Raw genomic sequence first — 11,516 nt, 5'->3', positions numbered from 1 at the left:
ATTAACATAAGTGCCATCCCCCGGAATGGTTCCATCCGGTTCCAGTCTTTCCGGGCCAGCAGACCGGTTTGTTTTCAGCGACTTGGTCATCTGCCTTCCGGAACGGAGCGCCGGGCGTGCCGTTAGCCCGCAGATACAGGGAGAGCGCATATGAAAGCAGGATTTGCCGTCATCGGGACCGTGATGTTGTTGGCCGGATCGGCGTTCGCGCAGGGCGGGGCCCCCAGCGGCCGCGGGGCCGTCACCGGCGATCCCGCCGCAAGCTCCGCGACCCCACGCGCGGACACACCAACCACGGGTACGTCAACCCGGTCTAATCCCAGTGGTAGCGGCACGTCGAGTTCGGGCGGCAAGGATGACAATGGGGATGCCGGCCGCGACAAGATGCTGGAGGGCAGCCGCAGCGCGCAGCCGGAGAGCCGACAAAAGTAAGGGGTTGCTTGGCAGCCCTACTTGTCCGCCATGGTGCGCTCGGCGTCCTTAACCTGCGAGCGCAACATCGGGAGCTGCTCGCGCGCGAACGCTGCAAGCGCGGCGTTGTCGGGTGCCTTGAGATAGCGTTCGAGCAGGTCGATCACCGCTTCATACTCGGGGATCTGCGCGGCATAGAAGCTTCTGACGAAAGTGGGTCCGTCCGAGGTTTCGGGCTCGACCAAGCTCGCGCTCGCCGGGGTCGTCTTGGTGACGCGCGGTTCGGTACCGATCGCCTCCTGAATCTCCTTCAAGGCCTTGTCGCGTCGGGCCGCTTCTTCGGCACGCAGGGCGGCGAGATTCTTGACCTCGGCATTGCCCTTCAGGTCCGTACTCTCCAGCAAGCCTTGCTGGAAGCGGCTGAAGGTGTAGAGTTCGCTGATGGTCTCGGTTGCGGTCGGCGTGCGGCCGGCCGGCCTTCGCTCCCCGGTGCTGTCGGCAAGCGCTGCCGTGCTGATGAACGCCAAAACGATCGCGAGATGAATCCGCATGGATATCCAATGGCGGACGGAGGTGGAAAGTTCCGCAGATGTTACGATCCGGTAAGGGCGGTTGCGACGTGACGGTTCCGTCCCCAATTCATCTTCATGAAACAGTCTGAGATCTTCAGGGACAACGCCGACAACTGCCTCCAGCTCGCCGAGCGGTCCGAAGGACAGCCGGCGCACAATCGTTTTCTGCGCATGGCAAACGCGTGGACGGCACTCGCCAACGAGCAGGATTGGCTCGACGGCGAGGTCCCGCCCGTTCCAGCCCGCGTCCTTCAAAAGCAGGATGCGTAACGCTCTCGTTTCGTGGATCTGCGTGTGAGACTGCTCACGGACGGCAAGCAGGATCATTCGTAACAGTCGATCGCGTTGATTTCCTATCCAGGAGGTTTTTGCAATGGCTCCACGTCTGGCTCTTCTTTCGCTCATTCTTGCCTTTGGCGTGTCGGTCGCGTTCGCCACGGTGACGACGGTGCGGCAGGTGCATCATGAGAACGCATCGGCCCCGGTGCACTCGGCGCACAGTTAGCCGCAGTCTCGTCTCGCGCGTCCGGAACCTTCGACGCTCCGGCGCGTAAGCGCTTCGAGACAGCAAAGAGGCGAGAGCTATCATGGCCCATTCCGACCAAGGCATCATCAGAGATCAGCGCGGTGAACAGCAGCCGCGGGACAAGCAGCGCGCGCAGACCGTGCACAAGTCGGAGCCAAAGGGCTCGCCCTCTCGTGAGGCCACGCGCGATCCCAAACTGAACGACAACAGCAAGACGCCCGGCTCCGGCATGGCGCCGGATGATTCCGGCGACGCCCCGAGCGGCTAATTCCATCAGGAACGAATCGGCGCGCAAAGAGTCGAGGGATTGCTTCCGGTTGTCATGCCCCCGGTGATCCGGAAGTAATCTCCAAGGACGGCCCTGGCACCCGTGCCGGGGCCGTTTTGTTGAGCATCAGGCTGGACTAATCTTCTGTGTCGCGCTGCGGATGCGGTTGTGTGTGGCCGTCCGGGCCGCGTCCGAAAACCCCGAACCTGCTCGATTTGACATTAGGCCCTGCATCGACAGCGGCGGTGGCCAGTCCGAGCTTGAGGAGCTCGCGCACAGCCGCGGCTCGCGTCGGCATGCGATGTTTGAACCGGAAGTCGTCGACCGCCGCCAGTTCTTCCGGTGACAGCATGACCTGGAGCCGCTCGGCGCGAAGGTCGTTCATGATCAATCATCCAAATGAGCAAGTTGAGTAGTTTACTCAACGAACTCATTCCACCGCGGTTCCATAAGATGCTTCTATGGCGCCAAGCGAGTAAAATAATATAACGAAATCAATAAGTTATATGATGCAGAGGTCGTTGGGCAGGTGTATGCTTCCCGCAAATGGGAGAGACGTCATGACCAACGAAGTCAGATTGCCCCGCAAACATGTCGAAGAGAGCGACGCACCCAAACCGGTGCGCCCGAGCCACCAGAAGGTCATCGAGCAGGTCGAGCGCTGGGCCAACAGCCCGGGCCTTCAACCGCCGAGATTGCAGCCGTCGACGCAGGCCAAAGCGGGCTAGCGCTTCGCCAGGGGAGAGCCTTTTGCCGATAGCGAATGAGCTGATCGGTGCGGTTTGCGGGAGACGCTGCGCAGCTTGCGCCTGAGCCACCAGGCCGATACCGAAACGACGGCCCAGGCTATCAACGCGGCAGCGAAAGCGCCCGGAACGCTGGCAGCCACGGTGAAATGAAAGACGGCGGCGAATGCCAGGAGACCGATGCTTCCCCAGGCGGCACCCGCTGCGTCGAGGCCGGCGGCCTCTTGCCCGCGGCGCGTGCCGCTGAGGCCGGCCTTCTCCTTGGTGCGGCGTTCATGGCTTTCGACCAGCGTGGCGCTGGCGCAGAAGATGGCGGGAAGCGCAAGGAAAAGTCCGCCGACGGACACACCGAAGCGCGCTCCCAGAACCCCCGTGAGCACGGTCGCCAGGCCGCCGAGCAGGAAACGAATGCCGTATTCGTACCAGCGTGTCTGCTTGAGTGCGGAGAGCGACAGCTTGACCGGCATCAGGCCGCACCTCCGAAGCCGGCGAGCAGGCCGAAGGCGACCGCAAGCCACACGATGAGAGCGAGGACGGTCGCGGGCAGCGCGGACACACGGTATCTGATCAGCAGATGGCAGACGACGACGCTGTAGCAGCCGAGCGCGACCGCGCCATAGATCATCGTCCAGCTTTCGGCTGCGGCATATTGCGGTCCGTGCTGGACGACGGCGATGCCGAGCGTCGCCAATGCGACTGACGGTGCTGCGCCGAGCAACCCCGCAAAGCTTTTGGGTTTGAGCATATCGCCCAGGATCGCAAAAGCGGAGACGATGATGCCACCGGCGATGAAGCGCACGATATATTCGGTCACGGCTTTTCCCGCCGATTGACTTGTTTGCGGAACGATTGCGTCAGTGTCCATGGCCGCAAGAGTCTCTCTACGGCCGCGCCAAGCGCAAAGCCTGCGATCACGTCGCTTGCCCAATGCGCGAGTACTGCGATCCGGGTCAGCGACAGCGCGATCGCGACCGTGCGCAGCAATCGGCGCGGCGTCTTCGGCAGCAAGCCCGCCGCCGAGGCAAGGGCGCCCATATGGACGGCGTGACCGGACGGGAAGGCGTCGCGCGCCCGTCCTGAGACGGGTACTCCATGCCCGTGCCCGCGTACGGTCAGCCGGTCTGGCCTGGTCTGATCGAACACGGATTTCAGGAGATGCGGCAGGACGGCCGTTGCCAGCGACACGGCCAGCATGTGATTTGCCACGGGCCGCTGTTGCGGCTGCCGAATGTGAGTATAGAGCCACCCTATTGCGGCCAGCACGAGCAGCACGTGCTCGTCGGCGGCCCAGGTTAATGTCTGCGCCGTGTGCTCGACGCCTGAATTGGTGTGATCAGCGATCGTATCCGCGATCGCGGTGTCGATCCGGCTGGGTTTGACCTCTACCAATGCCATCTGTCTGCAAGCGTGATGTCCTTTGTGACAGTTTTGTAAAGCCCGGAGACTAAGAAGGTTCCTGGGCTCAACTTTGCGGCATCAGCCTGCGGCCAGACTAAAGCGCCGTTTACGGCTGTCCCGAACCGCCAGCGGACCCATACACTTGGCCGGTCGCATAGCTCGCGTCGGCCGCGGCAAGCTGCACGTAAATGGAGGCCAGTTCGGCGGGCTGGCCGGGACGGCCGAGCGGCGTCATGCCGCCGAATTTTTCGAGCTTCTCCATCGTGGCGCCGCCGGAGACCTGGAGCGGCGTCCAGATCGGTCCCGGTGCGACGCCGTTGACCCGGATGCCCTTGGAGGCGAGCTGCTTCGCCAGCGACTTCACGTAGTTCATCGTCGCCGCCTTGGTCTGCGCATAATCGTAGAGATCGGGCGAGGGGTCGTAAGCCTGCTCCGACGTCGTGCCGATAATGCACGAGCCGGGCTTCAAATGCGACAGCGCCGCCCTGATGATCCAGAACGGCGCGTAGATGTTGGTCTTCATGGTCGCGTCGAAGTCTTCCGAGGAGACGTCGAGAATGGACGCACGTGTCTGCTGCCGCGCCGCGTTGCAGACGACTATGTCGAGTCCGCCGAGACCTTGGACGGCCTGCTCGACCAGCGTCTTGCAGAAAGCCTCATCCTTGAGGTCGCCGGGAATGGCGAGCCCGGTACGCCCTTCCTTCTTGATCAGCGCGATGACGTCCTGCGCATCCGGCTCTTCCGCCGGCAGATAGTTGATGGCGACGTCGGCGCCTTCGCGTGCGTACGCTATCGCGGCGGCGCGGCCCATGCCGGAATCGCCTCCGGTGATCAGCGCCTTGCGTCCGGCGAGCCGGCCGGAGCCCTTGTAGCTGGTCTCGCCGTGATCCGGAGGCGGCTCCATCTTGCCGGCGAGGCCAGGCCAGGGCTGCGACTGTTTTTTGAACGGCGGCTTTGGAAAACGGCTGACGGGATCGACGAGTTTCTGCTCGGCCATGGATGTGTCTCCTTTCGCTGTCGAAGAGGCCAGCGAAGCAGCAGCAAGCGTTGCGCTCGCCGCTTGGACGACGTGCCGGCGGGATATGGAAGCCTTGTCTTGATGTGTCATGACGGTCTCCGCGATCTCGCGATCCCAATGCGCGGAGAGAGGCATCGTTGCAAAACGGGAGGACGCCGACCCACGAGCCGGCGTCCTCGGAAGATGTTTACTTGGTCTGACCGACGCTCGGCGCCTTGCCGAGCTCCTTGGCCATGTCGAGGTGGTGCTTGAGCGCCGGCAGCGTCTTGCCGGCCCAATCCTTCAGCTCGGAATTGTCGCCGCCCTTGGCGTAACGCTCGAACAGCGAGACCGCGTCCTCATGGGCGCTGACCTGGTACGAATTGTAGTCCGAGCTGAAGTCCTTGCCGTTCGCGCTCTTGAGCTTGTCGAGCTTGCTCTGATGCGAGCTGTCGAGTGCTGTCGGCAGGATGGCCTGCACCTTGCCGCCGCTGACGAGGCCCTTGAGTTCGCTGCTGGTCTTGGTGTGGTCGGTCACCATTTGCTGCGCAAAGGTCTTCTCCTGCGCGTTGCCTTTCTGCTGGGCGAGCTTGCTCGACTCGATTTCGAACATGTCGCTGATGGCGACTTCCTTGACGAAGTCGGCGGTAGCGGGCGCGACGCCGAGCGCCGAGTTGACGCCGGTCTTCTCGCCAAGCGACTGGGCGAGCGCGGGGCCTGCGAGAAGCACGCAGGCAGCTGCGATGATGGTACGTTTCATGGTCCGATCCCTCCGAATGGGCGCGCAGCCTCTCGCCGCGCGACGTTGCGCCCACCAACACGTTGCAGCGGCCGGAGTTCCTAACGGCTAATCCGTCGGTCTCCTCCCGCTCCGTGGGTTGATTGGATCGGTCGGCTTGCGCCGAAGCCGTTCAGGCAGGAACGGCTCGGTCGGCGTGGCGGTGGCCTCGGCACGTACGTCTGCATGGCGTTGTGCCCGCTCGTGCGGCGTCCGGTTGTCGTTGATCTGCCGCTTCACGTCGAGGCCATCGACGGGATCGTTCACGCCATGCTGGATATCGCGGAAATCGCTCATGCTTCACCTCATTCACTTCCAGGCAGGATCTTTTCCAACACCTGCCGCGCCGCGCCCTTGATTACTCCGCTCTCGTTGGGGTCGCCCTTCATCAGCGCAAGAGAGAAGTTCTTGGCCTGCTGCAAGGTGATGTGCGGCGGCAGCGGCGGCACTTCGGGGTCGGTCTTGACCTCCAGCACCACCGGCATCTCGCTCGCGAGCGCCTGGTCCCAAGCCGAGCCTAGTAGCTGCGGGCTGTCGACATAGATGCCGGAGAGGCCGATCAGCTCGGCAAAGCGCGAATAGGACACGTTTGGGATGCGCTGCGATGCCTCGAATTTCGGATCGCCGTTGATGACGCGCTGCTCCCAGGTCACCTGGTTGAGGTCTTCGTTGTTGAAGACGCAGACGATGAAGCGCGGATCCTTCCAGTCGCGCCAATACTTCGCGGCGGTGATCAGTTCGGCCATGTTGTTCATCTGCATCGCGCCGTCGCCGACGAGGGCAATCACCGGGCGGTCGGAATGGGCGTATTTCGCGGCGAGTGCATAGGGCACCGCCGCACCCATCGAGGCGAGGCCGCCTGAGAGCGAGGCCGTCATGCCGCGGCGCATCTTCAAGTCGCGCGCGAACCAGTTGGCGCAGGAGCCGGAATCGCTGGTGATGATGGCACGGTCCGGCAGGCGCGGAGACAGCTCCCAGGCGACGAGCTGCGGATTGACCGGTGCTGCGGGCTGATGTGCCCGATCATCTAGCGTCTTCCACCATTTCGCGACGTCGTCCTGGATGCCCTGGCGCCAGGCGCCGTCGGTCTTGGGTGCGAGCCGCGGCAGCAGGGCGCGCAGCGTCTCGGCGGCATCGCCGACCAGGCCAACCTCCATGGGGAAGCGGATCGACATCATGCTGGCGTCGATGTCGATCTGCACGCCGCGCGCCGCGCCTTCCTTCGGCAGGAATTCGGCATAGGGAAAGGCGGAGCCGACCATCAGCAGCGTGTCGCATTCCATCATCATGTTGTAGCTGGGTTCGGTGCCGAGCAGGCCGATCGAGCCGGTGACCCAGGGCAGATCGTCGGGGAGCGCTGCCTTGCCGAGCAGCGCCTTGGCGCAGCCGGCTGACAAGCGGTCGGCGACCGCGATCACCTCCTCGGTGGCGTGGAGCGCGCCGGCGCCGATGAGCATCGCGACCTTCTTGCCGGCGTTGAGCACCTCGGCGGCACGGTCGAGGTCAGCGTCACGAGGCTTGATGCTTGGAGGACTATAGCCGACGCCGGAGTGCAGGGTGCCGTGAGCGCGGGGCGGATCCTCGTAGGGCTCCTCCTGGATATCGTTGGGTAGGATGATCACCGTTGGCGTCCGCCGTGCCAGCGCGATCCGGATCGACCGATCGATCAGATGCCGGATCTGCGCCGGCGAGGAGGCCTGCATGACATAGGCGCCAGCCACATCCTTGAACATCGAGACCAGATCGAGTTCCTGCTGATAGTGTCCGCCCAGTGCATTGCGCGCCTGCTGACCGACGATCGCGAGCACGGGCTGGTGATCGAGCAGGGCATCATAGAGCCCGGTGATCAGATGCGAGGCGCCGGGGCCCGAAGTTGCGATACAGACCCCGAGTTGGCCGGAGAACTTCGCATAGGCGGTCGCCATGAAGGCGGCCATCTCCTCATGCCGCGCCTGGACAAAGCCGATCTTGCCCTCAGCGCGCTGAAGGGCCCCGAACACGCCGTTGATGCCGTCGCCGGGATAGCCAAAGAGGTGGCGCACGCCCCATTGATGCAGACGTTGAACGATGAAGTCGGAGACGGTCTGGGACATCGAGGGCGGCCCTTCGTTTTCCGGTATTTGGTTTCCGGGATTTGAATTTGAGAGAACCGCCCGTTTCCGGCGATGTTCCTCAAGTCTGGCGGAACATGCCGGAACGATCGAGCACCTCTTCGGGTTGTCTCCACACTGGCTGAGTGGAGAATTGAGATGTTGAATCAGGGTGAACTGGACAGAGACGAGATGGGTCGGTTGATCGGCAGCGACAAGGTCGAGGGAACATCGGTCTATGGCGCCGATCGCAACAAAATCGGCTCGATCGAACGCGTGATGATCGACAAGATCAGCGGTAAGGTGTCCTACGCCGTGCTCGGCTTCGGCGGATTTCTGGGCCTCGGCAACGACCATTACCCGCTGCCGTGGCAGTCGCTGAAATACGACACGGAGCTCGGCGGCTATGTCACCGGCATCACCACCAAGGAGCTGGAAAGCGCGCCGAAATACGGCGAACGGAGCGATTGGAACTGGGGTGATGACGCCGCGGTTCGCGGCATCAACTCCTATTACGGCGTCCCCTTCGCGTAAGCGTTTCCACCGAAAGGAAGCTCGATGAGCAAGGAACGGCCTAACGACGATCCCCGGCAGCAGAGCGACTGGGGTTCGCACAAGCGGACAGACAAGCCCTGGAAGGGCACTCCGGAAAAAGAGCAGGGATCGGACGAGGTGAAGCCCGATCTCGAGAAATGGCAAGCGACGAAGACGCACTGACACAAGGTGCGCTGCCCATGAGATATCGCGGCGAGCGCGGCACGCACTGTGCCGCGCTCGCTTTTTGGGCAGGCCGTTCACGAACGCGATGGCGCTCGCAACAAGCGGAACCATGATCAGGAGTTGTAGTTGGGCTCGCGGCGCGTGTGCCGGCTTTGGCGGCTCTGCCGCCAGTTTGATCCCCGAGAAAGGTGTTCACCGTGGATGCTCAGACACGGGAGCGTGGACCGTCCGCGGAGCAGCCGCAGAGGGCGAAAGAAGCTCCGAAGACATCTCCTGATCAGGCCCGCGACGCCGAGGGCTCGAAACCGGAGCAGGCGCCGTCGCTGCGAGACCGGATTCGCGAGCATTGGCTGGTGGCAAGCGTTGGCGCCATCGTCTTGCTCGCAGCTCTGATCGGCGGATTGCTCTATTGGCTCCAGATACGCCACTATGAATCCACCGACGATGCCTTCGTCGCGGCGCGCAGCTTTTCCGTGGCCTCGAAGGTCGGCGGCTACGTGACAGACATCCCGGTCACGGACAACCAGCATGTCAACGCCGGGGACATTCTTGCCAAGATCGACGAGCGCGACTATCGCATCGCCATCGATCAGGCCAATGCTCAGGTCGCGGTCGCCAGGGCGAACATCGCCAATGTCGAGGCGCAGATCGTTTCGCAGCAGGAGCAGATCAAGCAGGCGGAGGCGCAGCTCGAACAGGCCCAGGCCCAGCTCCAGTTCTCGCAGGAAGAATTCGCGCGCGCCCAGGATCTGGTCGAGAAGGGCGCCGGCACCGTTCAGCGCCAGCAGCAGACCCGCTCCGATCTTCAGGCGCAGCAGGCCAATACCGAGCGCGCGAAGACCGCGGTGACGGCTGCGCAAGTCGGCATCAAGACGCTGCAGGCGCAGCTCGAGGGCGCCCGGGCGCAGCTCGAGCAGTCGCAGGCGCAGCTCGATCAGGCCAAGCTGAATCTCCAATATACCGGCGTCGTTGCGGCGCAGTCCGGCCGCGTCGTCAAGCTCAGCGGCGCCAAGGGCACCTTCGTCAACGCGGGCCAGAGCTTGATGATGTTCGTGCCCGATGAGGTCTGGATCGTCGCCAACTACAAGGAGACGCAGCTCAATGACATGCGGCCTGGCCAGCCGGTCGAGATCCGCATCGACGCCTATCCCGGGCGCAAGCTCACCGGCCATGTCGAGTCCGTGCAGCCTGGCTCCGGCACCGCGTTCAGCCTGCTGCCGGCGGAGAACGCCACCGGCAATTACGTCAAGGTGGTGCAGCGCGTGCCGGTGAAGATCGTGGTCGATAGCTGGCCGGCCGATTTGCCCGTTGGTCCCGGCATGTCGGTCGTGCCCTGGACCAGGGTGCGATGACCGACACGGCGCAAGGCGGCGCGTCCGCGGGCGGCTGGTCGCCGGAGCGCTCGGCGGCGGGCGGTCATAATCCCTATCTCATCGCGTTCGTCGTCTCGATCGCGACCTTCATGGAGGTGCTCGACACCACCATTGCCAATGTCGCCTTGCGCCACATCGCTGGTGGGCTTGCCGTCGGCATCGACGAGAGCACCTACGTCATCACCAGCTATCTCGTGGCCAACGCCATCGTGCTGTCGATCTCGGGATGGCTGTCGACCGTGATCGGCCGCAAGCGCTTCTACATGATCTGCGTTGCGATCTTCACGGCCTCCTCGCTTTTGTGTGGCTTCGCCTGGAATTTGCAGTCGCTGGTGCTGTTCCGCATCCTTCAGGGCCTTGGTGGCGGCGGCATGGCGACCAGCGAGCAGGCGATCCTCGCCGACTCCTTTCCGCCGCACAAGCGCGGCCAGGCCTTCGCAATCTATGGCGTCGCCGTCGTGGTCGCGCCCGTGGTCGGTCCGACGCTCGGTGGCTGGATCACCGACACCTATACCTGGCACTGGGTGTTCCTGATCAATGTCCCCATGGGATTGCTGTCGCTGTTCCTGGTCGGCACGCTGGTCAAGGAGCCGTCGGGTGCGGAGGAGGAGAGGGAGAAGCTGCTGAGCAAGGGCCTGCGCGTCGACTATGTCGGCTTCCTGCTGGTCGCGATCGGGCTTGGCTCGCTCGAATACGTGCTCGACGAGGGCCAGCGCAACGACTGGTTCGGCTCGAACATGATCGTGTTCTTCGCGGTGCTTGCGGCCGTCTCGCTGCTTGCGCTGATCCCGTGGGAGCTGACGCGCGAGGATCCCATCGTCGATCTCCGCCTGCTCGGCCGTCGCCAGTTCGCCGCCTGCTTCCTGGTCATGCTTGCGACCGGCGCGGTGCTGATCTCGACGACGCAGCTCTTGCCGCAACTCCTCCAGAGCGATTTGAACTACACCGCCATGCTGGCGGGGCTCGCATTGTCACCGGGCGGAATCGCGACCCTGGTGCTGATGCCGGTGGTGGGCCGTCTCGTCAGCAGCGTTCAGCCGAAATACCTCATCATGCTTGGCGCTACCATCGTCGCGTTCTCGATGTGGCATCTCACAGGCCTCACCGGCGACATCACCTACGGCTATGCAGCGATGTCGCGCATCTTCCTCGCGCTCGGTCTGCCTTTCCTGTTCCTGCCTGTCACGACCGCGTCCTATGATGGCGTGCCGCCCGACAAGACCAACCAGGCCTCGGCGCTGATCAACGTCGCCCGCAATATCGGCGGCTCCATGGGCGTCGCGCTGGCGCAGACAATTCTGGCGCAGCGCCAGCAATTCCACCAGAGCCGCCTGATCGAGCACGCCGCGCCGTCGGACCTCGGCTACCAGCAGACTATCGAGACGATGACCCGCTTCTTCCAGGCTCAGGGCTCGAATGCGAGCGATGCGGCCGCGCAGGCGGTCGCCTGGGTCGGCCGCACCTTGCAGCATCAGGTCGATTTGCTCGCCTATATCGACGTGTTCTGGACGCTCGCGATCATCGCGGTGCTGATGATCCCGACCGCCGCGGTGCTGCGCCCGATCAAGCTGGGCGCCCCCGCGCGGGGGCATTGAGCCAACGGCCGTTCGGAGAGAAATGGTGACCGCGGCGCAAAA

Annotated in this window: 18 protein-coding genes; 9 read left to right on the top strand and 9 right to left on the bottom strand. The window is 63.6% G+C overall.

Annotation, left to right across the window (positions count from 1 at the left end):
- Positions 1–150: 150 nt before the first annotated feature.
- A complete protein-coding gene (locus AC0L3P_RS16900) occupies positions 151–432 on the top strand; it encodes a hypothetical protein (protein ID WP_275171702.1) in 282 nt (93 codons plus the stop codon).
- 17 nt (positions 433–449) lie between these two features.
- Here the strand turns inward: AC0L3P_RS16900 and AC0L3P_RS16895 are convergent, their stop codons facing one another.
- Positions 450–962, bottom strand: a complete 513-nt coding sequence (locus AC0L3P_RS16895) for a DUF4142 domain-containing protein (protein ID WP_473303035.1) — start codon at positions 960–962, stop codon at positions 450–452.
- A 96-nt stretch (positions 963–1,058) separates the two neighbouring features.
- Between AC0L3P_RS16895 and AC0L3P_RS16890 the strand changes: the two genes are divergently transcribed.
- The 3 genes from AC0L3P_RS16890 (at position 1,059) to AC0L3P_RS16880 (ending at position 1,777) form a co-directional block, all read left to right on the top strand.
- Entirely contained in the window at positions 1,059–1,253 is a 195-nt protein-coding gene (locus tag AC0L3P_RS16890) for a hypothetical protein (RefSeq protein ID WP_275171706.1), read from the top strand.
- A 103-nt stretch (positions 1,254–1,356) separates the two neighbouring features.
- Positions 1,357–1,488, top strand: a complete 132-nt coding sequence (locus AC0L3P_RS16885; RefSeq protein ID WP_256379041.1) for a hypothetical protein — start codon at positions 1,357–1,359, stop codon at positions 1,486–1,488.
- 82 nt (positions 1,489–1,570) lie between these two features.
- Positions 1,571–1,777, top strand: coding sequence for a hypothetical protein (locus AC0L3P_RS16880; protein WP_007594775.1), 207 nt, complete (start codon positions 1,571–1,573; stop codon positions 1,775–1,777).
- A 136-nt stretch (positions 1,778–1,913) separates the two neighbouring features.
- On the opposite strand, the gene AC0L3P_RS16875 is transcribed toward AC0L3P_RS16880, so the two are convergent.
- Positions 1,914–2,162: a hypothetical protein gene (locus tag AC0L3P_RS16875; RefSeq protein ID WP_275171708.1), complete on the bottom strand. Its 249-nt coding sequence runs from the start codon at positions 2,160–2,162 to the stop codon at positions 1,914–1,916.
- A gap of 175 nt (positions 2,163–2,337) precedes the next feature.
- Between AC0L3P_RS16875 and AC0L3P_RS16870 the strand changes: the two genes are divergently transcribed.
- Positions 2,338–2,505, top strand: a complete 168-nt coding sequence (locus AC0L3P_RS16870; protein ID WP_275171710.1) for a hypothetical protein — start codon at positions 2,338–2,340, stop codon at positions 2,503–2,505.
- Here the strand turns inward: AC0L3P_RS16870 and AC0L3P_RS16865 are convergent.
- The 7 genes from AC0L3P_RS16865 to AC0L3P_RS16835 form a co-directional block, all read right to left on the bottom strand.
- A complete protein-coding gene (locus AC0L3P_RS16865) occupies positions 2,502–2,990 on the bottom strand; it encodes a DUF3147 family protein (RefSeq protein ID WP_473303032.1) in 489 nt (162 codons plus the stop codon). The genes AC0L3P_RS16870 and AC0L3P_RS16865 overlap by 4 nt on opposite strands.
- Positions 2,990–3,337 (bottom strand): DUF3147 family protein, encoded by a 348-nt coding sequence (locus AC0L3P_RS16860; protein ID WP_275171714.1) that lies wholly within the window; start codon positions 3,335–3,337, stop codon positions 2,990–2,992. The genes AC0L3P_RS16865 and AC0L3P_RS16860 overlap by 1 nt, the downstream gene beginning before the upstream one ends.
- Positions 3,334–3,918, bottom strand: coding sequence for a phosphatase PAP2 family protein (locus tag AC0L3P_RS16855; RefSeq protein ID WP_275171716.1), 585 nt, complete (start codon positions 3,916–3,918; stop codon positions 3,334–3,336). The genes AC0L3P_RS16860 and AC0L3P_RS16855 overlap by 4 nt, the downstream gene beginning before the upstream one ends.
- Positions 3,919–4,027: 109 nt before the next feature.
- Positions 4,028–4,918 (bottom strand): SDR family oxidoreductase, encoded by an 891-nt coding sequence (locus AC0L3P_RS16850; protein ID WP_275171718.1) that lies wholly within the window; start codon positions 4,916–4,918, stop codon positions 4,028–4,030.
- Between the two features lie 208 nt (positions 4,919–5,126).
- Positions 5,127–5,678: a DUF4142 domain-containing protein gene (locus AC0L3P_RS16845; RefSeq protein ID WP_473303028.1), complete on the bottom strand. Its 552-nt coding sequence runs from the start codon at positions 5,676–5,678 to the stop codon at positions 5,127–5,129.
- An 87-nt stretch (positions 5,679–5,765) separates the two neighbouring features.
- Positions 5,766–5,993: a hypothetical protein gene (locus AC0L3P_RS16840; protein WP_007594757.1), complete on the bottom strand. Its 228-nt coding sequence runs from the start codon at positions 5,991–5,993 to the stop codon at positions 5,766–5,768.
- 8 nt (positions 5,994–6,001) lie between these two features.
- On the bottom strand, positions 6,002–7,789 hold the full coding sequence (locus tag AC0L3P_RS16835) for a thiamine pyrophosphate-requiring protein (RefSeq protein WP_354057072.1): 1,788 nt from the start codon (positions 7,787–7,789) through the stop codon (positions 6,002–6,004).
- Positions 7,790–7,945: 156 nt separating this feature from the next.
- Between AC0L3P_RS16835 and AC0L3P_RS16830 the strand changes: the two genes are divergently transcribed.
- The 4 genes from AC0L3P_RS16830 (at position 7,946) to AC0L3P_RS16815 (ending at position 11,474) form a co-directional block, all read left to right on the top strand.
- Entirely contained in the window at positions 7,946–8,320 is a 375-nt protein-coding gene (locus AC0L3P_RS16830; RefSeq protein ID WP_473303024.1) for a PRC-barrel domain-containing protein, read from the top strand.
- Between the two features lie 24 nt (positions 8,321–8,344).
- Complete coding sequence (locus AC0L3P_RS16825; RefSeq protein WP_473303022.1) at positions 8,345–8,503, top strand: hypothetical protein; 159 nt, start codon at positions 8,345–8,347, stop codon at positions 8,501–8,503.
- A 200-nt stretch (positions 8,504–8,703) separates the two neighbouring features.
- A complete protein-coding gene (locus AC0L3P_RS16820) occupies positions 8,704–9,858 on the top strand; it encodes an HlyD family secretion protein (RefSeq protein ID WP_275171725.1) in 1,155 nt (384 codons plus the stop codon).
- Positions 9,855–11,474, top strand: coding sequence for a DHA2 family efflux MFS transporter permease subunit (locus AC0L3P_RS16815; protein ID WP_275171728.1), 1,620 nt, complete (start codon positions 9,855–9,857; stop codon positions 11,472–11,474). The genes AC0L3P_RS16820 and AC0L3P_RS16815 overlap by 4 nt, the downstream gene beginning before the upstream one ends.
- The last annotated feature ends 42 nt before the right edge of the window (positions 11,475–11,516 follow it).

This window comes from Bradyrhizobium sp. WSM4874 (assembly GCF_055811835.1).
Note: the sequence above shows the minus strand (reverse complement) of the source record. Positions and strands in the feature narration are given on the sequence as shown.

Bases quoted from the DNA above. Each gene is read 5' to 3' on its own strand.
- AC0L3P_RS16900 (WP_275171702.1), top strand. From the start codon at position 151: ATGAAAGCAGGATTTGCCGTCATCGGGACCGTGATGTTGTTGGCCGGA.
- AC0L3P_RS16895 (WP_473303035.1), bottom strand. From the start codon at position 962: ATGCGGATTCATCTCGCGATCGTTTTGGCGTTCATCAGCACGGCAGCG.
- AC0L3P_RS16880 (WP_007594775.1), top strand. From the start codon at position 1,571: ATGGCCCATTCCGACCAAGGCATCATCAGAGATCAGCGCGGTGAACAG.
- AC0L3P_RS16815 (WP_275171728.1), top strand. From the start codon at position 9,855: ATGACCGACACGGCGCAAGGCGGCGCGTCCGCGGGCGGCTGGTCGCCG.
- AC0L3P_RS16890 (WP_275171706.1), top strand. From the start codon at position 1,059: ATGAAACAGTCTGAGATCTTCAGGGACAACGCCGACAACTGCCTCCAG.
- AC0L3P_RS16870 (WP_275171710.1), top strand. From the start codon at position 2,338: ATGACCAACGAAGTCAGATTGCCCCGCAAACATGTCGAAGAGAGCGAC.
- AC0L3P_RS16825 (WP_473303022.1), top strand. From the start codon at position 8,345: ATGAGCAAGGAACGGCCTAACGACGATCCCCGGCAGCAGAGCGACTGG.
- AC0L3P_RS16885 (WP_256379041.1), top strand. From the start codon at position 1,357: ATGGCTCCACGTCTGGCTCTTCTTTCGCTCATTCTTGCCTTTGGCGTG.
- AC0L3P_RS16845 (WP_473303028.1), bottom strand. From the start codon at position 5,678: ATGAAACGTACCATCATCGCAGCTGCCTGCGTGCTTCTCGCAGGCCCC.
- AC0L3P_RS16855 (WP_275171716.1), bottom strand. From the start codon at position 3,918: ATGGCATTGGTAGAGGTCAAACCCAGCCGGATCGACACCGCGATCGCG.
- AC0L3P_RS16830 (WP_473303024.1), top strand. From the start codon at position 7,946: ATGTTGAATCAGGGTGAACTGGACAGAGACGAGATGGGTCGGTTGATC.
- AC0L3P_RS16865 (WP_473303032.1), bottom strand. From the start codon at position 2,990: ATGCCGGTCAAGCTGTCGCTCTCCGCACTCAAGCAGACACGCTGGTAC.
- AC0L3P_RS16875 (WP_275171708.1), bottom strand. From the start codon at position 2,162: ATGAACGACCTTCGCGCCGAGCGGCTCCAGGTCATGCTGTCACCGGAA.
- AC0L3P_RS16835 (WP_354057072.1), bottom strand. From the start codon at position 7,789: ATGTCCCAGACCGTCTCCGACTTCATCGTTCAACGTCTGCATCAATGG.
- AC0L3P_RS16840 (WP_007594757.1), bottom strand. From the start codon at position 5,993: ATGAGCGATTTCCGCGATATCCAGCATGGCGTGAACGATCCCGTCGAT.
- AC0L3P_RS16850 (WP_275171718.1), bottom strand. From the start codon at position 4,918: ATGGCCGAGCAGAAACTCGTCGATCCCGTCAGCCGTTTTCCAAAGCCG.